The organism is Streptomyces sp. NPDC002499 (genome assembly GCF_053595415.1).
The window spans coordinates 422,689-448,502 of sequence record NZ_JBSFXO010000010.1 but is presented as its reverse complement, the minus strand read 5'-3'; the positions used below and the strand labels follow the sequence as shown (position 1 = coordinate 448,502).

Below are 25,814 nucleotides of genomic sequence, written 5' to 3'. Positions count from 1 at the left end.
AGGTGACGCTATCGCGAGGGGAGGCGGGCGGAGGTGGTCCGGTCGGGGGAATGGTGTCGATGAATGTCACGTCCATCGATCCTGGTCCTGCCCTGCCCAGGAGGCGGTGATCACGTCAAGGTCCTGAGCTTGGTGCGGACCTGCGCGGCGTTGAGGTGGTCGAGATCATCGAGGATCGTGAGGGCCTGCTGCCAGGTGTCGCGTGCCCTGTCGGTCTCGTCGGTGGCGTGGTGGGCGTCGCCGAGGTGCGTGAGGATGTCGGCCTCGGCGAAGCGGTCGCCCAGGACCCGGTACATCCCCAGGGCCTCGTGGTAGCAGTCGACGGCCTGGTGGTGCCGGCCGAGCTGGTGGTGGGCGTAGCCGTAGGTGTCCCACGTGGCCGCCGTGATCACGCGGTCCGAGGTGTTCTTCAGCAGGTCCAGTGCTTGTTGGCAGTAGGTGAGGGCAATGCGGTCGGCGCGTGTGGCGTAGTACCAGGCGAGGTTGTTGAGGACCTTGGCCTGTCCGACCTGGTGGCCGGCCGCCCGGAAGTCCTCGAGAGCCTGCTTGAGGTGGTGTTCGGTGTCCCAGCGGCCCTCCAGGGACCAGGCCATCGAGATCATGGTGCGGGTGTGGCCCTGGCCGACGGGATCGCGGACCTGGCCGAACAGGTCGAGGGCCCGGTCGAGGTGGTGGCGGGCGTCTTCGAGGTCGAGGAGCCGGATGTGGGCGAGCGCGAGGCCGAGATGGGTGTGGGCCTGCCCTCTCTCGTCCGGCAGCCGTCGCGCGGCATGCAGACCGGTGTGCTGGGTGGTCAGGAGATCTTGCCAGTGGCCGCGCCGCTGGAGATAGGTGGCCAGGGCTCGGGCCAGCTGCCAGGCATGGGTGTCCAGCCCGGTGTCGTCGGCCCGGCGCAGGACGGCGAGCAGGACCTGGTGCTCGACGGTGAACCAGGCGAGTGCCTGGGCCTGGTCGGTGGACTGTTCGAGGTTCACGCCGGGGGCGGGCCGGGCCGGGGGGACGGGGGCGCGGTGCGGGTCGAGCAGGTGGTCGGCGGTGTGGGCGGCCGAGAGGTAGTGGTCGAGCACGCGGTACGCGGCCGGCTGTCGTTCGGTGTCCGGGTCGAGGGCCTGGGCCTGTTCGGTGGCGTAGGCGCGCAGCAGGTCGTGGAGGGTGAACCGGTCGGGGAGATGTTCGGTGATGAGATGGGCGTCGGCGAGTTCGGCCAACCGGGCGTGTACCTGATGGAGGGGCAGGCCGGCGAGACTGGCGGCGGCCGGGGCGGAGATGTCGGGGCCGGGATGCAGGCCTAGCAGCGTGAGCAGGCGGGCCGCACCCGGGGTGAGGGCGTGATGGGACCAGGAGAACACCGCGCGTGCGTCGGTCATCGGGTCGTTGCTGTCGCCCGTGAACGCCGCCAGGCTGCCGTGGGCGGCGGCCAGTTCGCCGGCCAGCCGGGAGAGCGGCAGGGCGGATCTGGTGGCGGCGCGGGCGGTGGCCACGGCCAGGGCGAGCGGGAGCCGGGCGCACCGGGTGATGATCTCTTCCACGGCGTCGGGTTCGGCCGCCACCCGGTGTGTGCCGAGGCGATGGGTCACCAGGTCGTGGGCCTCCGCCGGGGTGAGCAGGTCGAGGGCGACGGGGTGGGCGCCCTCGGCGGCGACCAGGCCCGTGAGTCGGTTGCGGCTGGTCACCACGGCCAGGCAGCCGGCCGAGCCGGGCAGCAACGGGCGGACCTGGTCGGGATCGCGGGCGTTGTCCAGCACGACCAGTACCCGTCGTCCGGACAGGAGGCTGCGGTACAGGCCCACCCGTGCCTGAAGGTCCACCGGGACGCGCGGGGCGGGCACGCCCAAGGCGTCGAGGAAGCCTCGTAGTGCCTGATCGGGTGTCACCGCCGCGCCGGACGGGTCGTAGCCGAGCAGGTTCACATACAGCTGGCCGTCCGGGAAACGGTCGGACACCCGGTGGGCCCAGTGCACCGCCAGCGCAGTCTTTCCCACCCCTGCCGTCCCCGACACCGCCGAGACCACCACCGCGGTCGGGCGCTCGGCGGCGGTGGCCAGAATCCCATCCAGCTGCGCCAGTTCCACCTGCCGACCGGTGAACCCCCGTACCTCCAAGGGCAGTTGCGCGGGAATCGTGCGTCCGGACTGCGCGGCGGCGGGCGGGTGCGACGGGCGCGCCGCGGGCGGGGTGGATTCGCCGCGCAGGATCGCCTGGTGTACGCGTTGCACCTCGGCGCCCGGGTCCGTACCGAGCTCCTCGGCCAGCCGCTTCCGCAGGACGGCGTAGCAGGTCAGGGCCTCCGGGCCGCGCCCGGCAGAGTGCAGCGCACGCATCAGCGCCATGGTCAGCGGCTCGACCAGCGGATGCTCGGCAGCCAGCGGAGTGAGCGAACCGATCACCTCCGCGGCACCACCGACGCGGAGTTCGGCGTCGGCCCACGCCAGCACCGCCTCGATCCGCTGCTGGCCCCAACTGTGCCGAGTGCGCTCGGCCCACACGCCGCGCAGCCCCGACAGCGGTCCGCCCCGCCACAACCCGAGCGCCTCACGCAGCAGCGTCGCCCGCTCGACATCCGTACGGTCCGCGCCGCGAGCCTGTTCGACCAGCCGCCGGAACCGGTGCACATCGACCTGGTCGGACGGAACGTCGAGGAGATACCCGCCGGGACCGCGCCGCAGCAGCGATCCCCCGGCGGAGCCGTCCGCGCCCGCGTCGACGCCCGCGGCCGCGCTCGCCAGTAATCGACGGATCCGGGAGATGTGGGCGTAGAGCGAAGGGCGCACCTGAGCGGGCAGGTCCTCCCCCCAGACCCGGTCGATCAGCGTCTCCGCCGAGACCCAGCGGCCCGCGTCCACCAGTAACGCCGCCAGCACCGCACGCTGTCTGGCCGGTCCCAGCTCCACCGCGGCCCCGCCGGCCCCCCGTAACTCGACCGTGCCCAGCAGCAGAAACTCCGTCACGCCCGTCCCCCGAGGTTGCTCCGAACAGTCCGCCCGCCGGACCACGGCCCGGCGGCCACCCACGCCGATCAGTGAAGCAAGGATCTCGCAAGGTTCTTGGCCACATTCACGCCACATCGTGTGAGCGCCGGGCCGGGGGCGTCGGGGGAGTCGTCCGGCCCGGTGCGAACCAGTGGACATCGATCGATGAAAGTGGTGTGACCCATGCGAACAAGCGCAAAAGGGAAGCGATTTCGGCTGAGGGGCACGGTGGCGGCCGCGGCGGTGCTTGCCGCGCTCATGTCCGTCCTCTCGATCGGGGCCCATCCGGCAGCGGCGCGGCCGGCGGCACCCACGGCGGTCGCCGGCGACCCGTCGGCCAACCCGCGATCAGGCGGAACCGTGCGCACCAAGCACTTCGATCTGGGCGATGCGGGCGCCTCAGCCGCGCGTGCCTGGGTGCACAACAGGAACAGTTGCGGTGACGCGTTCTGCACCATCCAGTGGACGGCCGGCGGGTACCTGGCCTTCGGGCTGTCCGGGTGCGACACGTTCGATCTGCACAACTTCCGGGGCCTGTTCGACGCGCACAACCACGGGTCCTTGACCGTGACCTTCCTCAACCAGTGGGGAAAGGAGATCGGCTGGTACACGGGTGGCATGCACGACCCCGTGAACTGGGGCCCGGTCTGGGCCGTGCGGACCTGTAACCGCTGACCCGGCGCCCGACGGCACGGCAGGAGCGGCGGCTACATCGGTTCCGGCCCCGTCAGATGGCTTCGGGCCGCCTTGCGGAACGCGGTGACCAGGCGGCCCCGGTCTCCCGCGCGGGTGGCCAGGGCGACCTGGGCGGGGGCGACGCCGGTCAGGGGGACGACCGTGAGGTCGGGGCGCATCGCCCGGCCGCGCGGGTGGGCGGTGATGGCCACGGCCCGGCCGTCGGCGACGACCTCGAACTTGTCCTCCAGGGCGCCGACGACGGGCCCGTCGGGTGCGCGGCCGCCGTCCGGGCGGGGTTCCAGGCGCCAGAAGGCCTCCCACGCGGGATCGGCGCCGGGGATCCGGGGCAGCGGTTCGTCGGCGATGTCGTCGACGGTGACGGACTCCTTGCCGGCCAGCCGGTGGTCGAGCGGGAGCACCACGACCCGCTGCTCGTCGTAGAGGACCGTCACCTCCAACCCGGCGCTGGGCAGCGGCAGTCGGGTCACCACGGCGTCCACCCGGTGGTCGAGCAGGGCCTCACGGGACTCGCCGAAGCCCAGGTGCCGGGTCTCCACCTCGGCATCGGGGTGCCGGTGACGCAGTTCGCGCACCGCGGGGGTGACGATCACGCCCGCGGTGTAGCCGACGGTGATCAGGGTCGGCCGGGCGGCGGCGCGGGCCTGCGCGGCGGCCTGGGCCGCGGAGTGCAGCAGCGCCTCGGCGTGCGGCAGGAACACCTCGCCGGCCTCGGTGAGCCGGGTGCCCCGCGGGGTGCGGTCCAGGAGCCGGGCACCCACCTGCTGTTCCAGGCGCCGGATCTGCCGGCTCAGGGACGGCTGGGTGGTGTGCAGCGCGTCGGCGGCCCGGCCGAAGTGCCGGTGCTCGGCCACGGCGGTGAAGTAGCGGACCAGACGGAGGTCCAGGTCGAGATCGGGGGTGCCGTCCGAGAAGGGCATGCTCCCACCGTACCGCCACGGCCTGGAGTGATGCCCGAAACGTATTGCGCCATGCGAAACAGGCTTTGGACGGGGAGGGGCGCCCCTTCGGACGATGGAGGCACGGCACCTCCTTCTCCACGGAGGCGCGGCCCCACCTTTCCTCCGAAGGACACACCATGCGCGTATTCGTCACGGGCGCCACCGGCTTCATCGGTTCCGCCGTGGTCCGCGAACTCCTCACCGCCGGTCACCAGGTCACCGGCCTCGCCCGCTCGGAACGGTCCGCCGCGGCGCTGGTGGACGCCGGGGCCGAGGCGCTGCACGGAAGCCTCGACGACCTCGACAGCCTGACCAAGGGCGCCGCGTCCGCCGACGCGGTCGCCCATCTGGCGTTCATCCACGACTTCTCGGACTTCGAGGCGTCCTGCGCGGCCGACCTGCGGGCCATCGAGACGATCGGCGCCGCGCTCGAAGGCTCCGGCAAGCCCTTCGCGATCTCCTCGGGAACGGCGGGGCTGCGGCCCGGCCACCTCGTGGCCGAGGACTACACGCCGGAGGGCGAGTGGTTCGGCTCGCCCCGGCTGCGGTCGGAGATCACCGCCCTGGGGCTCGCCGACCACGGGGTCCGCTCGTCCTCCGTCCGCTTCGCGCCCACCGTGCACGGCCGGGGCGACCACGGCTTCGTCCATCTGCTGATCGAGATCGCCCGCGCCAAGGGCTTCTCGGCGTACGTCGGTGACGGCACCAACCGCTGGCCCGCCGTGCACCGCCTGGACGCAGCGCGGCTGTTCCGGCTGGCGCTCGAAGAGGCCCCGGCGGGCACCCGGGTGCACGCGATCGCCGAGGAGGGCATCGCCTTCCGGGACATCGCCGAGACCATCGGCCGCCGGCTGGACCTGCCGGTCGACGGCGTCTCCCCCGAGGAGGCCGACGCCCACTTCGGCTGGATCGGCCGCATCGCCGCCCTCGACATCCCCGCGTCCAGCGAACTGACCCGCGCGCGCCTGGGCTGGGAACCGACGGAGCCCGGTCTGATCGCGGACCTGGAGGAGGGCCACTACTTCGCCTGACGGGCGACGACGGAGACGGTGGCAGGGGCGGTGGCAGGGACGACACCAGGGGCGGGGGTGGCGACGGGGACAGTTGCCACGCCGGCCGCCTTCCTCACCGGACCACCCCGCCCCGCTCCCAACTGCCCGGCCACCGTCGCCCCGAACGCCAGCGCCATCCCCGCCAGTTGGACCGGCGTCAGCGTCTGCCCGAGAGCCGACCAGCCCACGATCGCCGCGGTCAGCGGGGAGAGCGGGCCGAGGAACGTGACCTGTGTGGCGGTGAGGCGGCCGATGCCGCGGAACCAGAGCCAGTACGCGAGGGCCGTGTTGGCGAGGGCGAGATAGAGGTAGCCGCCGATCGCGCGGCCGTCGAGCGCCGGCGGGGCGCCCTCGACCAGGAACGCGAGCGGGGCTATGAGCAGGCCGCCCGCGGTCAACTGCCAGGCGGTGAGCGCCAACGGGCCCACGCCCTCGGGCCGGCCCCACTTCTTGGTGAGCACCGTGCCGGTCGACATGGAAGCGGTCGAGGCGACGGCGGCCAGCACGCCGACAGGGTCCAGCGCGCCCGCCGCCTTCAGTACGACCAGACTGACGCCGAACGCGGCCACGGCCCCGGCGACCAGCGCCCGCCCCGTCGGCCGCTGCCCCAGCAACAGCGCCGAGAGCCCGATCACGAACAGCGGCCCCACCGAGCCGACCACCGCCGCCATCCCGCCGGGCATCCGGTACGCGGACAGGAACAGCAGCGGAAAGAACGCGCCGATGTTCAGCGCACCGAGCACCGCCGCCTTCGCCCACCAGATGCCGCGCGGCAGCACCCGGGCCAGCGCCAGCAGGACAAGACCGGCGGGCAGCGCGCGCATCAGGCCGGTGAACAGCGGCCGGTCCGGCGGCAGGAACTCCGTGGTCACGGCGTAGGTCGTGCCCCAGGAGACGGGGGCGAGGGCGGTGAGGACGGTGAGCACGGGCAGGGTCGAACGCCGGCTTGCGGTGGCCATGGGACGCACCCTTCGAGATAGGTCGATGGTAATTAGCTTAGCGCTAAGCGACTTACCGTCAAGCCACTTTCTTGCGGCCGACCGACCTACGGCGGATACTCGACCCATGACCCACAAAGACCCCGTCGACGCGATCGTCGAGCAGTGGGCGGCGGTGCGGCCCGATCTCGACACCGCCGCGATGGAGGTCTTCGGGCGGATCTTCCGGCTCTCCCGGGAGATGGGCGACCGCATGGAGAAGGCGTACGCGCCCTACGGCATCGCCCGCGGCGAGTTCGACGTGCTGGCCACCCTGCGCCGTTCCGGCGCGCCGCACACCCTCTCGCCCCGCCAGCTCTCGGCGACGCTGATGCTCACCACGGGCGGCATGACCGGCCGCCTCGACAAACTCGAACGGGCCGGACTGCTCCGCCGCTCCCCCGACCCGCACGACCGCCGCGCCCTCCAAGTCACCCTGACCGAGAAGGGGTTGGACATCGTCGACCGCGCGGTCGCGGCCGGCCTCGCCGTCGAGGCGGAGGCCCTGTCCACTCTCGACGGCGAACAGGCCGGCCAACTGGCCGACCTGCTCAGGGAGTTGCTCGCGGGGACACAGAACACCCAGCGATAGCGGGCCGGTTCGGTTCGGTTCGGCCCGGCCTCATCCGGACCGTTCAGAGCCGTTCCGATCCGTTCAGCCCACGTGCGCGGCGAGCGCCCGCTCGATCGCCGGCGCGTCCGCCGAGTCCGCCGCCCAGGCCACGTACCCGTCGGGCCGCACCAACAGGGTCGTACGCCGCCGGCTCGCCCAGCGTTCCACGGCGAGCAGGTCCTTGCGGGCGCCTTGGTCGTCGTACCCCTCGCGCCCTTCGTCCGGTGTGATCAGTACGAACCGGCCGCCGCGCAGAGCCTCGTACAGGCGGCCGCCGTCCTTCAGGGCGATGTCCGGGGCGCGGGTGCCGGTGAGGCGGTGGGCGCCTCGGGGGGACGGGTAGGCGTAGCCGAGGCCGGAGACCTGGGCGAGGGCCTTGCGCTGGACGGGGCGGGCCACGTTGACGAAGGCCGAGACCAGGCCGCGGACGGCGCGCAGCACCGGACTCTGCGCGCGGGCGAGCCGGACCAGACCGCCACTGCTGCGCAGGACCGCCTTGCCGACCGGGTGCCGTTCGGACTGGTAGGTGTCGAGGAGGCCCTCGGAGGCCCGGCCCTGGACGGCCGCGGCGAGCTTCCAGCCGAGGTTGGCCGCGTCCTGGAGACCGGTGTTCATGCCCTGGCCGCCGGCCGGGGAGTGGACGTGCGCGGCGTCGCCCGCGAGGAAGACCCGGCCGACCCGGTACTCGGGTGCCTGGCGTTCGTCGCTGTGGAAGCGGGAGAGCCAGCGGGCGTCGTGCATGCCGTGGTCGGTGCCCAGGGCGCGCCGGGTGACCTCCTTGATCTCGTCGAGGTCGAGCGGGGCGTCGTCGGCCACCTCGTTGCGGCGGTTCCAGCCCATGACCCGGTACCAGCCGTCGCCGAACGAGGCGATCATCGCGAAGGCGTCGCCCGCGCCGTTGACGGTGAGCACGCCCTCGGGTGGTTGCGCCAGCCGCACGTCCGCCAGGAACAGCGACTTGATGACGGAGACACCGGGGAAGGGCAGCCCGACGGCCCGGCGTACGGCGCTGTGGTGGCCGTCCGTGCCGACGACGTAGGCGGCCCGCCGGGTAGCGACCGTGCCGTCCGCGCCACGGACGTCGAGGTCGACCCCCTCGTCGTCCTGGCGCAGCCCCACGACCTCGGCCTCGTACTCGAACGCGACCCCGGCCTCGCGCGCCCGCCGCTCCAGCAGCCGCTCGACCTCGTACTGCGGGGTGATCAGCAGGAACGGGAACCGGGACGGCAGCGTGCCCAGATCGAGCGTGAGCCGGCGGAAGAGGCGCAGCCCGGTGATGGTGTCGCCGGTGGCCAGCAACTGCTCGGCCAGTCCGCGGGCGTCGAGCTGCTCCAGGGTGCGGGCGTGCACACCGAAGGCCCGGGAGAGGTTGCTGAGTTCGTGCGGGCGCTTCTCGAGAAGGGTGACGTGGACGCCGGCGGAGGCGAGGTCACCGGCCAGCAGCAGACCCGTGGGGCCGGAACCGACGACGATCACGGGGGTGGTGGTGCCGTTCGCGGCGCTCGTGGTGTTCATGGTGACCTCCTGATGCCAACGCTTGTTTGCCAACGCTTGTTGACGAAGATAGGCACGCCTCGGCGTACGAGTCAACACATGTTGGCAAACGGATGTTGGCCTACACTCGTAGGCATGAACGGGAGTGACACCACAGGAACCACGGGAACCACGGGAACCACAGGCACCGAAGCTGCCGCAGGCCCTCCGCGCCGCCGCTCCGACGGCACGCGCGACGCGATCCTCGCCGCCGCGCGCGAGCGCTTCGCGGCCGACGGATACGAGCGCGCCACCATCCGCGCCATCGCCAAGGACGCGCACATCGACCCCTCGATGGTGATGCGCTATTACGGCAACAAGGAGGGCCTCTTCGCGGCGGCCGTCTCCGTCGACCTGGAGCTGCCGGACGTCGGCGCACTGCGCCGGCAGGACGTCGGCGAGGTCCTCGTCAAGCACTTCCTCGCCATGTGGGAGGAGAGCGAGGTGCTCACCGCCCTGCTCCGGGTCGGCGCCACCAGCGAGGCCGGGGCCGTGCGGATGCAGGCCATCTTCCGCGACCAGTTGCTGCCGGTCGCCCGGCAGGTGTGCCCGGACCCCGAGCAGGTGCCGACCCGGGCCGCGCTGTGCGCGACGCAGTTGCTGGGGCTCGCGCTGACCCGTTACGTGCTGCGGCTGCCGCCGGTCGTGGCGCTGGCCCGCGAGGAGATCGTGGCGTGGCTGGCACCCACGGTCCAGCGGTATCTGACCCGGCCGAGCCCTTGAGAACACACTGAGGGCGCTGCCCTCGCGGTACTACCGCAAGAACAGCGCCCTCACTGAAGAGTGCGGTCAGACCTTCGCCTTGGCCGGAGCCTTCGTCTTCGGCTCGCGGTCCTTGGACTTGTCCAGCGCCAGCACCAGACCCGCGATGATCGCGAACAGGGCGAGCGGGCACAGCACGTAGAGGCCCAGCGTCTCGATGACGCTGAGGCCCTTGCCGGGGTCGTCGCCGTCGTCGCGCGTCAGCGCGAGCGCGGGGGACGACATGAGCAGCATCATCAGCGTCGTTCCGGCAGCCAGGGCGCCGGCGCGCAGGGCGTTCTTCTTGTCCACGATCACAAAAGTATCGAACGACGAATGAGGACGCTCGTCCGGGGTGCCGTATGGGGAACCACCGGGGTCATCCCGCCCGGATCACCTCGATCAGGGCGTGCAGTCGCGGTGAGGCCGCGAGTTCCTCCAGGGTGACCGGGCGCCCGTCGGCGTCCGCGATCGGCAGCCGCCAGTTCGGGTACTGGTCCCAGGTGCCCGGCAGGTTCTGCGGCCGGCGGTCGCCGACCGTGTCGGGGAGCCAGATGCCGATCAGATGGGCCGGGGTGCGCAGCAGGAAGCCGTGCACGGCCTGGATCTCGGCCTCCTCGGTGGAGGTGCCGTGGCCGCCGCCGGTGCCGTGCAGCAGGCCGAGCCGGGCGAGCAGGGCCAGCCACTCCCCCGTGTCCGCCGCCGCCTCCGCCCGCTCCTCGTCCACAGGTCGGGTCAACAGGCCCAGGCGGTCGCGGAGTTCGACGTGTTCGCCGGTGAGGCGGGCGGCGGTGGAGGGCAGGTCGTGGGTGGTGGCGGTGGCGAGACAGTCGGCGCGCCAGGCCTCCGGCGGCACCGGGCGGCCGTCGCCCTCCCAGTCCCGTTCGAACCACAGCACGGAGGTGCCGAACACCCCGCGCTCGCGCAGCGCCTCCCGCACGCCGGGCTCCACGGTCCCCAGGTCCTCGCCGATGACGAAGGACCCGGCGCGCTCGGCCTCCAGCACGAGCACGGCGAGCATGGCCTCGGCGTCGTAGCGGACGTAGGTGCCCTCCGTGGGCGGGCGGCCCTGCGGGACCCACCAGAGGCGGAACAGGCCCATGACGTGGTCGATGCGCAGGGCGCCGGCGTAGCGGAACAGGGCGCGCAGCAGCCGGCGGTAGGGCGCGTAGCCCGACGCGGCCAGGCGGTCCGGGCGCCAGGGCGGCAGACCCCAGTCCTGGCCGCGGGAGTTGAAGGCGTCCGGCGGGGCGCCCACCGACATGCCGGCGGCGAAGTACTCCTGCTGTGCCCAGGCGTCGGCGCCCTGCGGGTGCACGCCGACCGCGAGGTCGTGGACGAGCCCGACGGGCATGCCGGACGCGCGTGCGGTGCGCTGGGCGGCGGTGAGTTGGGCGTCGGTGAGCCAGGCGAGCCGGCAGTGGAAGTCGACGCGGTCCATCAACTCGCCGCGGGCACGCGCCGTTTCGGGAGAGCGGGGGTCGCGCAGGCCTTCGGGCCAGCGGCTCCAGTCGGGACCGTGCACCTCGGCGAGGGCGTACCAGGTCGCGTGGTCCTCCAGCGCCTCGCCCTCACGGGCCAGGAAGTCGACGTACTCCGCCCGCCTGCCCGGCCCCAGCGGCACCTCGCGGATCAGCTCCAGCGCCTCCCGCTTCAGCTCCCAGACCGCGTCCCGGTCGATCAACTCGTCCTTCTCGAGCACCGCCTCACGCAGTCGCGCGGCCCGCTCAAGGAGCGTCCGCAGCCGCTCGGGCTCGGTGACGTACGCGTACTCCGGGACGTCCTCGACGCGCAGGTGGACGGGGTCGGGGAAGCGGCGGGAGGAGGGGCGGTAGGGGGACGGGTCGGTGGGCGGTCCGGGCACGGCCGCGTGCAGGGGGTTGACCTGGATGAAGCCGGCGCCGAGCGCACGTCCTGCCCAGGCGCTCAGTTCGGCGAGGTCCCCCAGGTCACCCATGCCCCAGGAGCGCCCGGAGAGCAGGGAGTAGAGCTGGACGAGCAGTCCGTACGAGCGTCCCGTGGGCGTGGGCAGATGGGCCGGGGCGACGACCAGGTGGGCCTCGGCGGTGCGGCCGTCGGGCGCAGTGGCGGTCAACCGGTGGACGCCGTGCGGGAGTCGGTCGGTGTCGGCGCGGGTCTCGCCCTGCTCGGTCTCGATCCGCAGCCGGGTGCCGGCCGGGAGAGCGTCGAGCGCGGCGGACGTACCGCCGCTCCACACGACCACGGTCGGCGGCAGCAGCCGCTCCGCCAGTTCGCGCTCGCGGGCGTCGAGCGCGGCGCGGGCCGCCTCCGGGGTGCCCGCGTCGACGCCGAGGGCGGCCAGGGCGAGCGTGACGGCGGTGGCGGAGGCCGTGACCGTACGGTCCGGGGACGGGCTGTAGGAGCCGGCGACGCCGTACAGCGCGGCCAGCCGGGTCAGGTCCTCGGCGTACGGGTCCTCGGCGGACGGTTCGGGTGCGTCCGGCCCCTGCGCGCTCATCCTCGGCCTCCTGGCGCCTGCGCGGTCATCTACAGCGCCGTGAATTCCGGCTCTACGTCGGCGAACGGCGCCGACTCGCTGGTCAGCGAGGGCGCGTCGGCGAGCGGCGGCTCACTGGTCAGGGGCTCGGCGTCGGGCAGCGGAGGTTCGCTGGTCAGCGGGGTCTCGGCGCAGGCGCCCTCCGAGCTGAAGGCGCACGGATCCGCCTCGGGTTTGGAGAGGGGGTGTGCCAGTGCGGCCACGGGGGCCTCCTTTTTTCGGGTACGGCGACCTTGCGGGTTACCGCAGGCCTACCCAGCGGGCGCGGTGGCAGACGTACGACGGGGGACTACGTGCCTTTCCTCACATTCTGCGTGGGGTCGCCCGGCACCGCCGCTCCCCACTATTCACTCAGTACATGTATCGCGTGCATAATGATCGCCATGAGCACCCGCCACATCCTGTTGGGGCTGCTCGCCTCGGGGTCGAGCCATGGCTACGACCTCAAGCGACGGCACGACGAACGCTTCCCGCAGGCCCGTCCGCTCGCCTACGGGCAGGTCTACACGACCCTGCAGCGCCTGGTCCGGGACGGCCTCGCGGAGGTCGAGGGCACCGACTCGGACGGCGGTCCGGAGCGGACCAAGTACCGCTGGACCGACGAGGGGGAACGTGAACTGGCCGAGTGGGCGCGGGAGATCGCCCCGCCCGCGCCCTTCGTGACGAACGAGATCTTCGCCAAGGTCGTCGTCTCGATCCTGTCCGGCGGTGACGCGGACGCGTATCTGCGCGCCCAACGCGCCGCCCACATGGAGCGGATGCGGGAGCTGACGGCGGTGAAGACCGCGCGCGGTGCCGATCTCGCGACCGTGCTCTCGGCCGACTACGCCCTCAACCACCTTGACGCCGACCTGCGTTGGATGACCACCACGGGGGTCCGGCTCACCACTCTGATCGCGGAGGTAGACGCAGCATGAGCGACAAGGGGGGCGAGGCGGTGCCGCTGCTGGCGGCCCGTGACCTCGTCAAGGCGCACGGCAGGACCGAGGCCCTGCGCGGCGCGTCGGTCGAGCTGCGGGAAGGCGAGCTGCTCGCCGTGACCGGCCCGAGCGGCAGCGGGAAGTCCACGCTGCTGCACTGTCTCGCCGGGATCGTCCGCCCGGACGCGGGCTCGGTGACCTATGCCGGGCAGCGCCTCGACGAGCTGCCGGAGAAGCGGCTGAGCGAGCTGCGGCGGACCGAGTTCGGGGTGGTGTTCCAGTTCGGGCAGCTGATACCCGAGCTGACGGCGCTGGACAACGTGGCGCTGCCGCTGCTGCTGGCGGGTGCCTCGCGCACGGAGGCCCACGCCGGGGCCGGCGAGTGGCTGGAGCGGTTCGGGGTGCGCGGCCAGGAGGACCTGCGCCCCGGCGAGATGAGCGGCGGCCAGGCCCAACGGGTCGCGCTGGCGCGGGCGTTGGTGACCACTCCACGGATCGTCTTCGCGGACGAGCCGACGGGAGCCCTCGACTCCCTCACCACCGAGCAGGTGATGACGGCCCTGGTCCACACGGCCCGCGACACGGGCACCGCGGTCGTCCTCATCACCCATGACGACCAGGTGGCGGCCTACGCGGACCGAGAGCTACGCCTGACGGACGGGGCCGTGGCCGCACAGGGGGTGGCGGCGTGAGCGGGGGCACCCGAACCGGCGGACAGGGTGGGACCGGCTCCGCTCACCCCCGCCGAAGGCCCGGCGGCAGCGTGCTGCTTGCCGATCTGCGGCTTGCCTGGCTGCTCACCCGGGGGTCCGATCGACGGGAGTGGTGGCGGGTCGGGCTGACCGTGGTGGGGGCGGCGCTGGCGACGGGGATCGGGCTGGGGGTCGTAGCGCTGCTGTCCTTGGACGGGTGGTACTCCGTGTCCTTCGGGTCGGGGCTGTTCAACTCACCCAGTGACCGGCGGAACGTGAGCCTGGCGCTGGGGCTGCTGCTCCTTCCGGTGCTCGGGTTTCTCGGGCAGTGCGCGCGGATCGGGGCGGTGCACCGGGATCGGCGGCTGGCCGCGCTGCGGCTGGCGGGGGCCGCGCCCCGGCAGGTGCGGCGGATCGCGGCGCTGGAGTCGGGGCCCGCCGCGCTGGCCGGTTCGGCGCTCGCCACGGCCGTCTTCGTACCGGTGCTGCTGCACACGTGGCCGAGCCCGACCGCCGTGGCCTGGGCCGGGATCGCGCTGGTCGCCGTGGCCGTGCCGGTGCTGGGCGCGGCCGTGGGCGCGGTGTCGCTGCGCCGGGTGGTGGCCGATCCGCTGGGCCGGGTGCGCCGGACGCGGCCGGCGCGGGGGCCGGGGCGGCTGTTCCGCACGGTGACCTGGCTGCTGGTGGCGCTGTTGCTGGTCATCGCCGTGACGCCGGTGACCGGCAGTCCCGTCTCCTTCGGTCTGGGCCCGGTCACGGTGATCGCCCTGGCGGTGCTGGGCAGCCTCACCGCGATCTGGCTCTCGGGCGCCTCCTCCCGTCAGCTGGGCGAGGGCTTCGCGGCCAGCACCGGGCGCCCCGCGCTGCTCATCGCGGCGGAACGGCTGCGCGAGGACCCCTGGGCCACCGCCCGTACGCATGGGGCGGTGCTGCTGGTGACGGTCGTCGGCTCGGGCTTCGTCGGCGTACGGCAGGTGCTGCTCGCGGAACTGCACGAAAGCCGCCGCGAGGGCGGCGCCGCGGCGCACATGGCCTACTACACGACCGGCATCGACCTCGCCGGCGCCGCGATCCTCGTCGCCCTCGCGCTCGTCCTGACCGGCCTGGCCGTCGGCACCGCCGAGTCCCTGGCCACCCGGCGCCGGGGCCTGGCCGCGCAGGCCGCCGCCGGGGTGCCGCACTCCGTACTGGCCCGGGCGCTGCTCCTGGAGACCGCGCTGCCGCTGACCCCGGCGATCGCGGTGGCGGGCCTCGGCGGCCTGGCGATCGGCGTCTGGTACGGCTCGGCCGTCTCGACGGACTCCCTGCCCGTGCCGTTCACCGCGCTCCTGGTCCCCTGTGCCGTGTACGCGGCCTGTCTGCTGGCGGCGGCCACCTCGCTGCCCCTGCTGCGTCGCTCGGTCCGGCCGGCGGAGCTGCGGCACGCGTGAGCCCATGGCGGTCCGCCCCCGGGAGCACGAGGGGCTCCCGGGGGCGGACAGGGCCCCGTGCCGCATTCGCCGTATCCCCGCTGACCAGGGGATATGCGAAAGCCCGGATCGTCAGGCGGATATGCCGTCGATCCGGGCCACAGCGTCTTCCGCGCCGTACGGTTGCAAGTACGGCATCCAGCGCGGGTCCCTGTGTCCGGTCCCGATGATGCGCCAGGCCAGTCCGGAGGGTGGGGCGGGTTTGTGGCGCAGCCGCCAGCCGATCTCGAAGAGGTGTCGGTCGGCCTTCACGTGGTTGCAGCGGCGGCAGGACGCCACCACGTTGTCCCAGACGTGCTTGCCCCCGCGGCTGCGCGGAATGACATGGTCGACGCTGGTTGCGACGCCACCGCAGTACATGCACCGGCCCCCGTCACGCGCGAACAGCGCCCGCCGGGTAAGAGGAACGGGCCCCCGATAGGGAACCCGTACGAATCGCTTGAGCCGGACCACGCTGGGTGCGGGGACTGTGACGGTTGCGCTGTGCATAAAGGCGCCGGATTCCTCCAAGGCGACAGCCTTGTTCTCCAGGACGAGGACGAGCGCGCGGCGGAGCGGTACGACGCCGAGTGGCTCGTACGACGCATTGAGGACCAGGACGTGCGGCACGGATGCCTCCTTGTGCGTCGGCGGCGCGTGGCTCGCGCCGGGACGATCTGTAGCCAGTCTCCCCTCATGCCTGGTGGAAGCGCCACCATGTCCCGGTAACGGGCTGGGAGTGTTTTCGACCACATCCGAAGCATGCCCCGGACGGGGAAAGCTTCATCCCACCTGTACTTCCCCGTGCGGGCGCGGTCCCTCCCCGGAAGACGGCAACAATCCGCACACGATGCCCCGATAGTGTGGTGAACCTGCCCCGCCGGTGACCTTTTCGTGACCTGAGAGCCCGAGACCTTGACCGCCGGCCGGTGGGGCGGAGGCTGCACCTGGAGGTACCTGCCGTGTCCTTGTCCGCCGTCCTACTGGCCGCCGGCCCGTCGCCGTCGCCGACCCCCTCGGAGTCGACGACCCCGGCGGTGCCCTCGCTCCAGGACGCCCAGGAGAGCGCGACCAACGCCGCCAGCTGGGTCGAGCAGAACTGGTCCACCTGGCTGGCGATCGGCCTGCGGGTGCTGCTCATCCTGGTGATCGCCGGGGTGCTGAGAATCGTCGTCCGGCGGGCGATCACCAAGCTGATAGACCGGATGACCCGCACCGTGCAGGCGGTGGACGGCACCGCGCTGGGCGGTCTGCTGGTCAACGTGGAGCGGCGCCGGCAGCGGTCCCAGGCGATCGGCTCGGTGCTGCGCTCGGTGGCGAGCTTCCTGATCCTCGGCACGGCCGCGCTGATGATCCTGGGCACCTTCCAGATCAATCTGGCCCCGCTGCTCGCCTCCGCCGGTGTCGCGGGTGTCGCGATCGGTTTCGGTGCCCGCAACCTCGTCACGGACTTCCTCTCCGGCGTCTTCATGATCCTGGAGGACCAGTACGGCGTCGGCGACCAGATCGACTCGGGCGTCGCCTCCGGCGAGGTGATCGAGGTCGGCCTGCGCGTGACGAAGCTGCGCGGCGACAACGGCGAGATCTGGTACGTCCGCAACGGCGAGATCAAGCGCATCGGCAACCTCTCCCAGGGCTGGGCGACCGCGGGCGTCGACGTGACCGTCAAGGCGTCCGAGGACCTGGACAAGGTCAAGGCCACCCTCGACGAGGTCGCCGAGAAGATGACCGCCGAGGAGCCCTGGAACGAGCTGCTGTGGAGCCCGATCGAGGTGCTCGGCCTGGACAGCGTCCTGCTGGACTCGATGGTCGTCCGGGTCACCGCCAAGACGATGCCCGGCAAGTCCCTCTCGGTCGAGCGCGAGCTGCGCTGGCGCATCAAGCGTGCCTTCGACGCGGCGGACATCCGCATCGTCGGCGGCGCCACGGCCCCTCTCGAGGAGAGCGAGACCCCCGACCCGACGGCGGCCGTGGCGGCCCCCTCGGTGTACGCCAACGCGGACTCCCCGCAGACGGCCGCCGCGTCGCCGATAGTCCAGCAGCGGCCTTCGACCCCCGCGAAGTAGCCCGCGGCCAGCGCGAAACCCGCCCCCAGGTAACGAGTCTGTTGCCTCGGGGGCGGTTTCTATTGACGCCCCCTTCGCACCGGGCTTACGTTCCTTTCCAGCCAATAGGAAACTTTCCTAACAGTGATCACCCGCCGACAGGCACCATGGTCACCGGATGGACTTCCAGCGGAGGTCGCTGAGAAGCTGGGCAGTCGAAAGGCAGGTGGCGACCCACATGGCAGGAACAGCCGGCACGCCGGGCACCCCGCGGGTCCTGCGCGCCATGAACGACCGCGCCGCCCTGGACCTCCTCCTGGAGCACGGCCCGCTCTCCCGCACCCGGATCGGCAAGCTCACCGGTCTCTCCAAGCCCACCGCCTCGCAGCTGCTCGCCCGCCTGGAGGCGGCCGGCCTGGTGCTCGCCACCGGCACCACCGAGGGCCGCCCGGGCCCCAACGCCCAGCTGTACGAGGTCAATCCGGCGGCCGCGTACGCCGCCGGGCTCGACGTCACCCCGGAACGGGTGCTGGCCGCGGTCGCCGACGTCACCGGCCGCACGGTGGGCTCGTACGAACTGCCCACCCCGGGACGGCGGCCGGCGCAGCCCGTGGTCCGGCAGGTCACCGACGCCCTCGACGGTGCCGTCAAGGCGGCCGGGCTGGCCCGGGACGACGTCCACCGGCTCGTCATCGGCACCCCCGGCGCCTTCGATCCCAACACCGGCCGGCTGCGCTACGCCTCGCACCTGCCGGGCTGGCACACCCCGGCGCTGCTCGACGAACTCGCCGCCGCGCTGCCGATGCCGGTCGAGTACGAGAACGACGTGAACCTCGCCGCCGTCGCCGAACAAAGGCTCGGCGCGGCCCGCGGCCACGGTGACTTCGTGCTGCTGTGGAACGAGGGCGGTCTCGGTGCCGCGCTCGTCCTCGGCGGGCGGCTGCACCGCGGCTGGACCGGCGGTGCAGGCGAGGTCGGCTTCCTGCCGGTGCCGGGCGCACCCCTGGTCCGGCAGGTGACCAAGGCCAACAGCGGTGGTTACCAGGAGCTGGCCGGTTCGCAGGCGATCCCCAAGCTGGCCCGGCAGTTCGGCGTCGAGGACATCCCCTCGGGCTCGTCCACCGAGGTGGCCGCCGCCCTCGTCGCCCGCGCCGCCGAGACCGACAGCGGCCCGGAACGGCGGCTGTTGGAGACGTACGCGACCCATCTGGCGACCGGTCTGGCCTCGCTGGTCTCCGTCCTCGACCCCGAACTCGTCGTCCTCAGCGGGGCCTCGCTGACCTCCGGCGGCGAGACCCTGCGCGCCCTGGTCCAGGCCGAGCTGGAGGAGCTGGCCGCCTCCCGGCCCCGGCTCGTCGTCGGCGACGTCACCGAACAACCCGTGCTGCGCGGCGCGTTGGAGAGCGCGCTCGCGACCACCCGCGACGAGGTCTTCGACACCTCGCGCTGAACCCCCTCCGAGCCCCACGCACCACGCCCCACCCGTCCGTGTTCTTCCCTCACCCACCTCGCCCCGTCCCTGGGAGACCCTGCCATGCCCGGAATGTCCCGGAAAGCGGCCGTCGCTCTCGCCGCTTCCGCCTCCATCGCCCTGCTGGCCACCGCCTGTACCGGCCAGTCCTCCTCCGGCTCCGACGACGACGCCTCGAAGGACACGACCATCAACTTCTGGCACGCCTGGAGCGCGCCGAACGAGGTGAAGGCCGTCAAGACCCTGGTCGCCGGCTTCGAGAAGGCCCACCCCAACATCCACGTCAACATCGTCGGCAACGTCACCGACGACAAGATCAACCAGGCGCTGCGCGCGGGCGGCGGCAAGGCCCCCGACGTCATCTCGTCGTTCACCACGAACAACGTCGGCAAGTTCTGCTCCTCGGGCGCCCTGGTCGACCTCAACCCCTTCTTCAAGAAGGCGGACATCGACCCGGAGACGACGTTCCCGAAGGCGATGAACGAGTACACCCAGTTCGACGGCAACCGCTGCACGGTGCCGCTGCTCGGTGACGCCTACGGCCTCTACTACAACAAGACGGCGTTCGCGAAGGCCGGCATCAAGACCCCGCCGAAGACCTGGTCCGAGTTCGAGACCGACGCCAAGAAGCTGACGATCTCCGACGGCGACACCTACAAGCAGCTCGGGTTCATGCCGAACTACCACGGCTGGGAGAGCACGACCGAGCACCTCTTCGCGCAGTTCTCACCGACGTACTTCGACTCCAGCGGCAAGTCGAACGTGGCCAAGGACCCGGCGTTCACGGCCGGTTTCGAGCTGCAGAAGAAGCTCGTGGACGAACTCGGCGGCTTCCAGAAGCTGGAGAAGTACCGCGCCACGCTCGGCGACGAGTGGGGCGCCAAGCACCCCTTCCACACCGGCCAGGTCGCCATGCAGCTGGACGGTGAGTGGCGCCTGGGCATGGCCCTGGACGCCAAGCCCAAGTTCGAGATCGGCGTGGCCCCGCTGCCCGTCCCCGACGACCAGGCCGACCAGTACGGCAAGGGCTACATCACCGGCACCATCGCCGGCATCGCCGCCACCAGCCACAAGCAGAACGCGGCCTGGGAGCTGGTGAAGTACATGACCACGAACACGGACGCGGTGGTCGGCTTCGCCAACGACATCCACAACGTGCCCTCCACGCTGGCCGCCCTGAAGTCCCCGAAGCTGAAGTACGACCCGCGCTTCAAGACCTTCCTGGACATCGCCGCGAACCCGAACTCCACCACCAGCCCGGCCTCCATCAACGGCGGCCAGTACCTGGTGACGATCCAGAACTTCGGCTACGACTTCGAGAGCGGCAAGGTGAAGAACCTCAAGTCCGGCCTGGAGAGCACGGCCAAGCAGATCGACACGGACATCGCGCAGGCGAAGTAGATGTCCACGATCACTCTGGCGTCGAAGCGCCGCAGGTCTGGCCTCGCTGCGAAGCAGCGGAAACAAGCACTGCGGACCTTCGCCTTCATGTCGCCCTGGCTGATCGGGTTCGCGGTGTTCTTCGCGTACCCGATGATCTCGACGATCTACTTCTCGTTCATGCACTACGACGGCTTCAAACCGCCGACGTGGAGCGGCACGAAGAACTGGACGTACGTCTTCGAGCACTACCCCCTCTTCTGGCCCGCCCTGCGCAACACCCTGTGGCTGGTCGTGATCACGGTGACGCTGCGGGTCCTGTTCGGACTCGGTGTCGGCCTGCTGATCACCAAGATCAAGACGGCCACGGGTGTCTTCCGCACCCTGTTCTACCTGCCCTACCTCGCCCCGCCGGTGGCGGCCACGATGGCGTTCGCCTTCCTGCTCAACCCCGGTACGGGCCCGGTCAACTCGATCCTGGAGAAGATCGGCATCCCGGCGCCGGGCTGGTTCAACGACCCCACCTGGTCCAAGCCGGCCCTCACCCTGCTCGCCCTGTGGGGCATCGGCGACCTCATGGTCATCTTCATGGCCGCGCTGCTCGACGTGCCCAAGGAGCAGTACGAGGCGGCCGAGCTGGACGGCGCCTCGGCCTGGCAGCGGTTCCGGTTCGTCACGCTGCCCAACATCTCGCCGATCGTCATGTTCGCGGTGGTCACCGGCGTGATCCAGGCGATGCAGTACTACACCCAGCCGCTGATCGCGGGGAAGGTCGCCTCGGGCGTGATCCAGGGCGCCGGCACGCAGTTCGAGCCCGGCTACCCGGAGAAGTCCACGCTCACCCTCCCCCAGCTCGTCTACAACCTCGGCTTCCAGCGCTTCGACTACGGCTCCGCGTGTGTCGTCGCCCTCGTCCTCTTCGTCCTGTCGATGGTGTTCACCGCGTTCCTGATGCGGCGTCGGGGCGGTCTCAACCTGGCAGGTGACTGACCATGACCCAAGTCCTGGACAAGCCCGTGGAGTTGGGGACCCCGGCCACTCCCGCCGAGCGCACGGCCCGGCGCCGGGCGCTCCTGGAGTGGATCGCGATCCACTCGCTGGGCGTCGCGGCCGCGCTCTTCTTCGTGCTCCCGTTCGTGTTCGTGTTCCTGACCTCGCTGATGAGCGACACCCAGGCCCTCAGCCGCGATCTGATCCCGCACACCTGGGAGTGGGGCAACTACAAGAAGGTCTTCGACACCCCGGGCTTCCTGACCTGGTGGAAGAACACCCTGATCTACGCCGGTCTCGGCACCGTCCTGAGTGTCGCGTCGTCGATCCCGGTGGCCTACGCGCTCGCCAAGTTCCGCTTCCGCGGCCGGAACCTCTCCCTGATGCTGGTCATCTCGATGATGATGCTGCCGCCCCAGGTGGTCATCATCCCGATGTACCTGTTCTGGGCGAAGCAGCTGGACCTGTCCGGCACGCTGTGGCCGCTGATCATCCCGATGGCGTTCGGCGACGCGTTCACCATCTTCCTGCTGCGCCAGTTCCTGCTGACCATCCCGAACGAGTACCTGGACGCGGCGAAGGTCGACGGCTGCGGCGAACTGCGCACCCTGCTGCGGGTGGTGCTCCCGATGGCCAAGCCCGGTATCGCGGCCGTCGCGCTCTTCCAGTTCTTCTACGCCTGGAACGACTACTTCGGTCCCCAGATCTACGCGTCCGAGAACCCGGGCGCCTGGACACTGAGTTACGGCCTGGAGTCCTTCAAGGGCGCGCACCACACCGACTGGAATCTGACCATGGCCGCGACCGTACTGGTCATGGCCCCCGTGATCCTCGTCTTCTTCTTCGCCCAGAAGGCGTTCGTCGAGGGCGTCACGCTCACCGGAGTGAAGGGTTAACCCCGTATGAAACTCACCGTGGTCGGCGGAGGCTCGACCTACACACCCGAACTGATCGACGGCTTCGCCCGGTTGCGGGACACCCTGCCCATCGAGGAACTCGTGCTGGTCGACCCGGCCGCCGACCGGCTCGAGCTGGTCGGCGGGCTGGCCCGCCGGATCTTCGCCAAGCAGGGGCACAACGGCAGGATCGTCACCACCTCCGACCTGGACGCCGGCGTCGAGGGCGCCGACGCGGTGCTGCTGCAACTGCGCGTCGGCGGCCAGGCGGCCCGCCAGCAGGACGAGACCTGGCCGCTGGAGTGCGGCTGCGTCGGCCAGGAGACCACCGGCGCCGGCGGTCTGGCCAAGGCGCTGCGCACGGTCCCGGTGGTCCTGGACATCGCCGAGCGGGTCCGCCGGGCCAACCCGGACGCCTGGATCATCGACTTCACCAACCCGGTGGGGATCGTGACCCGCGCGCTGCTCCAGGCCGGCCACAAGGCGGTCGGGCTGTGCAACGTGGCGATCGGCTTCCAGCGGAAGTTCGCCGGGATGCTGGGCGTCGCGCCCACGGACATCCACCTCGACCACGTGGGTCTCAACCACCTCACCTGGGAGACCGGGGTGCGCCTGGGCGGCCCCGAGGGCGAGAACGTGCTGCCCAAGCTGCTGGCCGAGCACACCGACGCGATCGCCGAGGACCTGCACCTGCCACGGGTCCTGGTGGACCGGCTCGGCGTGGTCCCGTCGTACTACCTGCGCTACTTCTACGCCCACGACGAGGTCGTCCGCGAGCTGCGCACCAAGCCCTCCCGGGCCGCCGAAGTGGCGGAGATGGAGCGGCAGTTGCTGACGATGTACGGCGACCCGACGCTCGACGAGAAGCCGGAGCTGCTGGCCAGACGCGGCGGCGCCTACTACTCGGAGGCGGCCGTGGACCTCGCCGCCTCGCTGCTGGGCGCCGGCGGATCGCCGTACCAGGTGGTGAACGCCTACAACCGGGGCACGCTGCCCTTCCTGCCCGACGACGCGGTGATCGAGGTCCAGGCGGCCGTCGGCCCGCAGGGCCCGACCCCGCTGCCGGTGGCCGCCGTCGACCCGCTGTACGCGGGCCTGATGGCCAACGTGACCGCCTACGAGGACCTGGTGCTGGAGGCCGCCCTGCGCGGCGGCCGCGACCGGGTGTTCAAGGCGCTGCTCGCGCATCCCCTCATCGGCCAGTTCGAGTACGCCGAGACCCTCACCGACCAGCTGATCGCACACAACCAGGAGCATCTCGCGTGGGCATGACCGCACGTGTCCTCGCCGTCGACGCCGGCAACAGCAAGACCGACGTCGCGGTCGTGGCGGCCGACGGGGAGATCCTCGCCACGGCCCGCGGCGGCGGGTTCCGGCCGCCCACGGTGGGGATAGAGACGGCCGTGGACTCCGTCGCCGCGGCGGTGGAGGAGGCCTTCGCCGCGGCCGGCGTGGAGTCGGTCGAGCATGTCTCGGCCTGTCTCGCCAACGCCGACTTCCCGGTGGAGGAGGAGCAGCTGGCGGCGGCGCTGCACGCGCGCGGGTGGGGCGGCGGGATCGAGGTCCGCAACGACACCTTCGCCATCCTGCGGGCCGGCATCACCGAGCCGCGCGGGGTCGCCGTGGTGTGCGGGGCGGGGATCAACTGCGTCGGCATGCGCCCCGACGGCCGCACCGCCCGCTTCCCCGCGATCGGCCGCATCTCCGGTGACTGGGGCGGTGGTTGGGGCCTGGCGGAGGAGGCCCTGTGGTTCGCCGCCCGGGCCGAGGACGGCCGCGGCGGGCCGACGGCGCTGGCCCGCGCCCTGCCCGCCCACTTCGGCCACACCACCATGCTCGAACTGATCGAGGCCCTGCACCTGGAGGAGGTCGCGTACGCGCGGCGGCACGAACTGACCCCGGTCCTGTTCGCCACCGCGGCCGACGGCGACCCGGTCGCCCGCGCGCTGGTGGACCGGCTGGCGGACGAGGTGGTGACCATGGCGACGGTGGCGCTGACCCGGCTCGACCTGTTGGAGGAGGAGACCCCGGTCCTGCTCGGCGGCGGTGTGCTGGCCGCGCAGCACCCCCAACTCAACGACGGCATACGGGACTTGCTGGCGGTACGGGCGCCGAAGGCGGTGCCGCTGGTGGTCACGGCGAGCCCGGTGCTGGGGGCGGCGCTGCTGGGCCTGGACCGGGTCGGAGCGGCGGCCGAGGTGCACCGGCGCGTGCGGGCGCACTTCGAGGAGTGAGGTCGCGGGAACCGAACTGATTCCGGCGGCGTATTCATGGGCAGGGGGTGCTGCGGGCGTCGCGCTGTACCGGTATACCGGCTACTGAACCGCGCTCCACCGGCTGCGATCGGATCAAGATCCAGTGAAGGCCGGTGCGGATGTCGGTGCGGGCGGCGATACTTGCGGCGACGATGACCATGGGGGAGGTCGAAGTGACACACCCGCCGAAGAGCACCACGGCGCCACCGGGTTCCGGCCTGCCCACGATGCCGGTCGTGCCGCCGCAGCAGGGACAGCCCGTGCCGCCCGCGGCGCCGTCGGGTCCGCCCGTCGCGCCCGGGCCCGCGCGCCGTACGGCCTTCGCCGAGGGCGCCGACCGGCTGCGGGCCGCCGCGACCACCGAGCCGGGGCGGCTGCGGATCATCGGCGCGCTGCTCGCGCTGCTCGTCGTCCTCTTCGGCGCGATCACCGCCTGGCAGATGGCGGACCGGGCGGCCGCGGCCGACGACGTCCTCAACCGCAGCCAGCCGCTCAGCTCCGACGCGGCCGACATATACCGCGCGCTCGCCGACGCCAACACCGCGGCGGCCAGCGGCTATCTGGCGGGCCTCCAGGAGAAGCCCGCGACGCGGCAGGCGTACGAGAAGGACATACGCGAGGCGGCGGCCAAGCTGGTCAAGGCCGCCGCCAACTCGGAGGCCGGATCCGAATCGGCGAACGCCATCGCCGACCTGAACGAGCAACTGCCGGAGTACAAGGGCCTGGTCGAGACGGCCCGGGCCAACAACCGGCAGGGCTTCCCGGTGGGCGGCGCCTATCTGCGCGCGGCCAACGAGAAGATGCAGAAGCAGATGCTGCCGAAGGCCCAGGACCTCTACACCTGGGAGAACCAGCGGCTCCAGTCGGACTACGCGGACGCGAAGGCGTTCCCGTGGGCCGCGCTCGGCCTCGGCGTCGCCGTGCTGGCCGCCCTGGTCTGGGCCCAGCGGCGCAACTACCAGCGCACGAACCGGGTGTTGAACCACGGCCTGGTCACCGCGTCGGGCGCCTGCGTGGTGGTCCTGCTCTGGCTGGTGGTCGGCCACACGGTCGCCCGCGCGGGCCTGAACGACTCCTACGAACACGGCGTGCGCTCCCTCAACGTCCTCCAGGACGCCCGCATCGCCTCCTTGACGGCCCGCAGCGACGAGAACCTCAGCCTGATCCGCCGGGGCGCCGACACCAAGAAAGTCGGCGACCAGACCATGGACGCCTACGCGGTGGGCTACGACACCGAGATCGGCCGGCTCGCCTCGGCGCTCGCCAAGGCCGACTCCCTCGCCGACGACTCGGCGGGCGCGAAGCCGGTCGCGGACGCCAACAGCTTCATGAAGGCGTGGAAGGACCGGCACGTGGTGGCCCAGGGGCTGAACGACAAGGGCAACTACCAGCAGGCCCGGGACAAGGTCATCGGGGTCGGCAAGGACCCCACGAGCGTGTGCTTCGACAACGTCGACAAGGCGCTGAAGACGGCGCTCGATCATGAGCAGGGCGAGTTCGAACAGGCCGCGACGGGCGGCCGGGACGCGTTCACCGGACTGCCGTACGGGGCCGCGGTGCTCGCGGTGCTGGCCGCGGCCGGCGCGGTGCTCGGCATCGGGCGCAGGCTGTCGGAGTACCGGTGAACAGGCCAGTGGTGAACGGGATTCGGGGGAAGTCGGGTCGGGGGAAGGCTCC

The 25,814-nt window shown here is 71.8% G+C and carries 23 protein-coding genes; 15 read left to right on the top strand and 8 right to left on the bottom strand.

Annotation, left to right across the window (positions count from 1 at the left end; all coding sequences use genetic code 11):
- Positions 1-110 precede the first annotated feature (110 nt).
- Complete coding sequence (locus tag ACWD5F_RS29615) at positions 111-2,948, bottom strand: AfsR/SARP family transcriptional regulator (RefSeq protein WP_451258881.1); 2,838 nt, start codon at positions 2,946-2,948, stop codon at positions 111-113.
- Between the two features lie 204 nt (positions 2,949-3,152).
- Between ACWD5F_RS29615 and ACWD5F_RS29610 the strand changes: the two genes are divergently transcribed.
- Positions 3,153-3,644 carry a hypothetical protein gene (locus ACWD5F_RS29610; RefSeq protein WP_451258879.1) on the top strand — a complete coding sequence of 164 codons (492 nt, stop codon included), beginning with the start codon at positions 3,153-3,155 and terminating at the stop codon, positions 3,642-3,644.
- A 32-nt stretch (positions 3,645-3,676) separates the two neighbouring features.
- Here ACWD5F_RS29610 and ACWD5F_RS29605 read toward each other — a convergent pair whose 3' ends face one another.
- The gene (locus ACWD5F_RS29605; RefSeq protein WP_451258877.1) at positions 3,677-4,585 is read right to left on the bottom strand and encodes a LysR substrate-binding domain-containing protein; all 909 of its coding nucleotides are present in this window, start codon (positions 4,583-4,585) and stop codon (positions 3,677-3,679) included.
- A gap of 158 nt (positions 4,586-4,743) precedes the next feature.
- Between ACWD5F_RS29605 and ACWD5F_RS29600 the strand changes: the two genes are divergently transcribed.
- Complete coding sequence (locus ACWD5F_RS29600) at positions 4,744-5,637, top strand: SDR family oxidoreductase (protein WP_451258875.1); 894 nt, start codon at positions 4,744-4,746, stop codon at positions 5,635-5,637.
- On the opposite strand, the gene ACWD5F_RS29595 is transcribed toward ACWD5F_RS29600, so the two are convergent.
- Positions 5,625-6,617: an EamA family transporter gene (locus ACWD5F_RS29595; RefSeq protein ID WP_451258873.1), complete on the bottom strand. Its 993-nt coding sequence runs from the start codon at positions 6,615-6,617 to the stop codon at positions 5,625-5,627. The two genes, ACWD5F_RS29600 and ACWD5F_RS29595, sit on opposite strands and share 13 nt — an antisense overlap.
- Before the next feature lie 106 nt (positions 6,618-6,723).
- Here ACWD5F_RS29595 and ACWD5F_RS29590 point away from each other — a divergent pair, with 106 nt between their 5' ends.
- Complete coding sequence (locus ACWD5F_RS29590; RefSeq protein ID WP_401721192.1) at positions 6,724-7,227, top strand: MarR family winged helix-turn-helix transcriptional regulator; 504 nt, start codon at positions 6,724-6,726, stop codon at positions 7,225-7,227.
- Positions 7,228-7,290: 63 nt separating this feature from the next.
- Here ACWD5F_RS29590 and ACWD5F_RS29585 read toward each other — a convergent pair whose 3' ends face one another.
- Positions 7,291-8,763: an FAD-dependent monooxygenase gene (locus tag ACWD5F_RS29585; protein ID WP_451258871.1), complete on the bottom strand. Its 1,473-nt coding sequence runs from the start codon at positions 8,761-8,763 to the stop codon at positions 7,291-7,293.
- Between the two features lie 114 nt (positions 8,764-8,877).
- On the opposite strand from ACWD5F_RS29585, the gene ACWD5F_RS29580 reads away from it, so the two are divergent.
- Complete coding sequence (locus tag ACWD5F_RS29580; protein WP_451258869.1) at positions 8,878-9,504, top strand: TetR/AcrR family transcriptional regulator; 627 nt, start codon at positions 8,878-8,880, stop codon at positions 9,502-9,504.
- A 66-nt stretch (positions 9,505-9,570) separates the two neighbouring features.
- Here the strand turns inward: ACWD5F_RS29580 and ACWD5F_RS29575 are convergent, their stop codons facing one another.
- The 3 genes from ACWD5F_RS29575 to ACWD5F_RS29565 form a co-directional block, all read right to left on the bottom strand.
- Positions 9,571-9,834 (bottom strand): hypothetical protein, encoded by a 264-nt coding sequence (locus ACWD5F_RS29575; RefSeq protein ID WP_451258867.1) that lies wholly within the window; start codon positions 9,832-9,834, stop codon positions 9,571-9,573.
- Positions 9,835-9,901: 67 nt separating this feature from the next.
- A complete protein-coding gene (gene malQ, locus ACWD5F_RS29570; protein WP_451258865.1) occupies positions 9,902-12,001 on the bottom strand; it encodes a 4-alpha-glucanotransferase in 2,100 nt (699 codons plus the stop codon).
- A gap of 29 nt (positions 12,002-12,030) precedes the next feature.
- Positions 12,031-12,243, bottom strand: coding sequence for a hypothetical protein (locus ACWD5F_RS29565; protein ID WP_451258863.1), 213 nt, complete (start codon positions 12,241-12,243; stop codon positions 12,031-12,033).
- Between the two features lie 180 nt (positions 12,244-12,423).
- Between ACWD5F_RS29565 and ACWD5F_RS29560 the strand changes: the two genes are divergently transcribed.
- The 3 genes from ACWD5F_RS29560 to ACWD5F_RS29550 all read left to right on the top strand — a co-directional run bounded on the left by ACWD5F_RS29560 (position 12,424) and on the right by ACWD5F_RS29550 (position 15,082).
- Positions 12,424-12,957 carry a PadR family transcriptional regulator gene (locus ACWD5F_RS29560; protein WP_451258861.1) on the top strand — a complete coding sequence of 178 codons (534 nt, stop codon included), beginning with the start codon at positions 12,424-12,426 and terminating at the stop codon, positions 12,955-12,957.
- Positions 12,954-13,652, top strand: coding sequence for an ABC transporter ATP-binding protein (locus ACWD5F_RS29555; RefSeq protein ID WP_451258859.1), 699 nt, complete (start codon positions 12,954-12,956; stop codon positions 13,650-13,652). The genes ACWD5F_RS29560 and ACWD5F_RS29555 overlap by 4 nt, the downstream gene beginning before the upstream one ends.
- A 74-nt stretch (positions 13,653-13,726) precedes the next feature.
- A complete protein-coding gene (locus ACWD5F_RS29550) occupies positions 13,727-15,082 on the top strand; it encodes an ABC transporter permease (protein ID WP_451258932.1) in 1,356 nt (451 codons plus the stop codon).
- Between the two features lie 111 nt (positions 15,083-15,193).
- On the opposite strand, the gene ACWD5F_RS29545 is transcribed toward ACWD5F_RS29550, so the two are convergent.
- A complete protein-coding gene (locus ACWD5F_RS29545) occupies positions 15,194-15,730 on the bottom strand; it encodes an HNH endonuclease (protein WP_124000013.1) in 537 nt (178 codons plus the stop codon).
- Between the two features lie 332 nt (positions 15,731-16,062).
- On the opposite strand from ACWD5F_RS29545, the gene ACWD5F_RS29540 reads away from it, so the two are divergent.
- The 8 genes from ACWD5F_RS29540 to ACWD5F_RS29505 all read left to right on the top strand — a co-directional run bounded on the left by ACWD5F_RS29540 (position 16,063) and on the right by ACWD5F_RS29505 (position 25,762).
- Positions 16,063-17,166: a mechanosensitive ion channel family protein gene (locus ACWD5F_RS29540; RefSeq protein ID WP_401721216.1), complete on the top strand. Its 1,104-nt coding sequence runs from the start codon at positions 16,063-16,065 to the stop codon at positions 17,164-17,166.
- A gap of 217 nt (positions 17,167-17,383) precedes the next feature.
- The gene (locus ACWD5F_RS29535) at positions 17,384-18,595 is read left to right on the top strand and encodes an ROK family transcriptional regulator (protein WP_401721218.1); all 1,212 of its coding nucleotides are present in this window, start codon (positions 17,384-17,386) and stop codon (positions 18,593-18,595) included.
- Positions 18,596-18,679: 84 nt separating this feature from the next.
- Positions 18,680-20,017 (top strand): ABC transporter substrate-binding protein, encoded by a 1,338-nt coding sequence (locus tag ACWD5F_RS29530; RefSeq protein WP_451258857.1) that lies wholly within the window; start codon positions 18,680-18,682, stop codon positions 20,015-20,017.
- A complete protein-coding gene (locus ACWD5F_RS29525; RefSeq protein ID WP_451258855.1) occupies positions 20,018-20,986 on the top strand; it encodes a carbohydrate ABC transporter permease in 969 nt (322 codons plus the stop codon).
- 2 nt (positions 20,987-20,988) lie between these two features.
- On the top strand, positions 20,989-21,882 hold the full coding sequence (locus ACWD5F_RS29520; protein WP_451258853.1) for a carbohydrate ABC transporter permease: 894 nt from the start codon (positions 20,989-20,991) through the stop codon (positions 21,880-21,882).
- Positions 21,883-21,888: 6 nt separating this feature from the next.
- Entirely contained in the window at positions 21,889-23,154 is a 1,266-nt protein-coding gene (locus tag ACWD5F_RS29515) for a 6-phospho-beta-glucosidase (RefSeq protein WP_451258851.1), read from the top strand.
- Positions 23,145-24,116, top strand: coding sequence for an N-acetylglucosamine kinase (locus tag ACWD5F_RS29510; protein ID WP_451258849.1), 972 nt, complete (start codon positions 23,145-23,147; stop codon positions 24,114-24,116). The genes ACWD5F_RS29515 and ACWD5F_RS29510 overlap by 10 nt, the downstream gene beginning before the upstream one ends.
- Positions 24,117-24,310: 194 nt before the next feature.
- A complete protein-coding gene (locus ACWD5F_RS29505) occupies positions 24,311-25,762 on the top strand; it encodes a hypothetical protein (protein ID WP_451258847.1) in 1,452 nt (483 codons plus the stop codon).
- Positions 25,763-25,814 lie beyond the last annotated feature (52 nt).

Bases quoted from the DNA above. Each gene is read 5' to 3' on its own strand.
- ACWD5F_RS29610 (WP_451258879.1), top strand. From the start codon at position 3,153: ATGCGAACAAGCGCAAAAGGGAAGCGATTTCGGCTGAGGGGCACGGTG.
- ACWD5F_RS29605 (WP_451258877.1), bottom strand. From the start codon at position 4,585: ATGCCCTTCTCGGACGGCACCCCCGATCTCGACCTGGACCTCCGTCTG.
- ACWD5F_RS29600 (WP_451258875.1), top strand. From the start codon at position 4,744: ATGCGCGTATTCGTCACGGGCGCCACCGGCTTCATCGGTTCCGCCGTG.
- ACWD5F_RS29595 (WP_451258873.1), bottom strand. From the start codon at position 6,617: ATGGCCACCGCAAGCCGGCGTTCGACCCTGCCCGTGCTCACCGTCCTC.
- ACWD5F_RS29590 (WP_401721192.1), top strand. From the start codon at position 6,724: ATGACCCACAAAGACCCCGTCGACGCGATCGTCGAGCAGTGGGCGGCG.
- ACWD5F_RS29585 (WP_451258871.1), bottom strand. From the start codon at position 8,763: ATGAACACCACGAGCGCCGCGAACGGCACCACCACCCCCGTGATCGTC.
- ACWD5F_RS29580 (WP_451258869.1), top strand. From the start codon at position 8,878: ATGAACGGGAGTGACACCACAGGAACCACGGGAACCACGGGAACCACA.
- malQ (WP_451258865.1), bottom strand. From the start codon at position 12,001: ATGAGCGCGCAGGGGCCGGACGCACCCGAACCGTCCGCCGAGGACCCG.
- ACWD5F_RS29560 (WP_451258861.1), top strand. From the start codon at position 12,424: ATGAGCACCCGCCACATCCTGTTGGGGCTGCTCGCCTCGGGGTCGAGC.
- ACWD5F_RS29555 (WP_451258859.1), top strand. From the start codon at position 12,954: ATGAGCGACAAGGGGGGCGAGGCGGTGCCGCTGCTGGCGGCCCGTGAC.
- ACWD5F_RS29535 (WP_401721218.1), top strand. From the start codon at position 17,384: ATGGCAGGAACAGCCGGCACGCCGGGCACCCCGCGGGTCCTGCGCGCC.
- ACWD5F_RS29530 (WP_451258857.1), top strand. From the start codon at position 18,680: ATGCCCGGAATGTCCCGGAAAGCGGCCGTCGCTCTCGCCGCTTCCGCC.
- ACWD5F_RS29525 (WP_451258855.1), top strand. From the start codon at position 20,018: ATGTCCACGATCACTCTGGCGTCGAAGCGCCGCAGGTCTGGCCTCGCT.
- ACWD5F_RS29520 (WP_451258853.1), top strand. From the start codon at position 20,989: ATGACCCAAGTCCTGGACAAGCCCGTGGAGTTGGGGACCCCGGCCACT.
- ACWD5F_RS29515 (WP_451258851.1), top strand. From the start codon at position 21,889: ATGAAACTCACCGTGGTCGGCGGAGGCTCGACCTACACACCCGAACTG.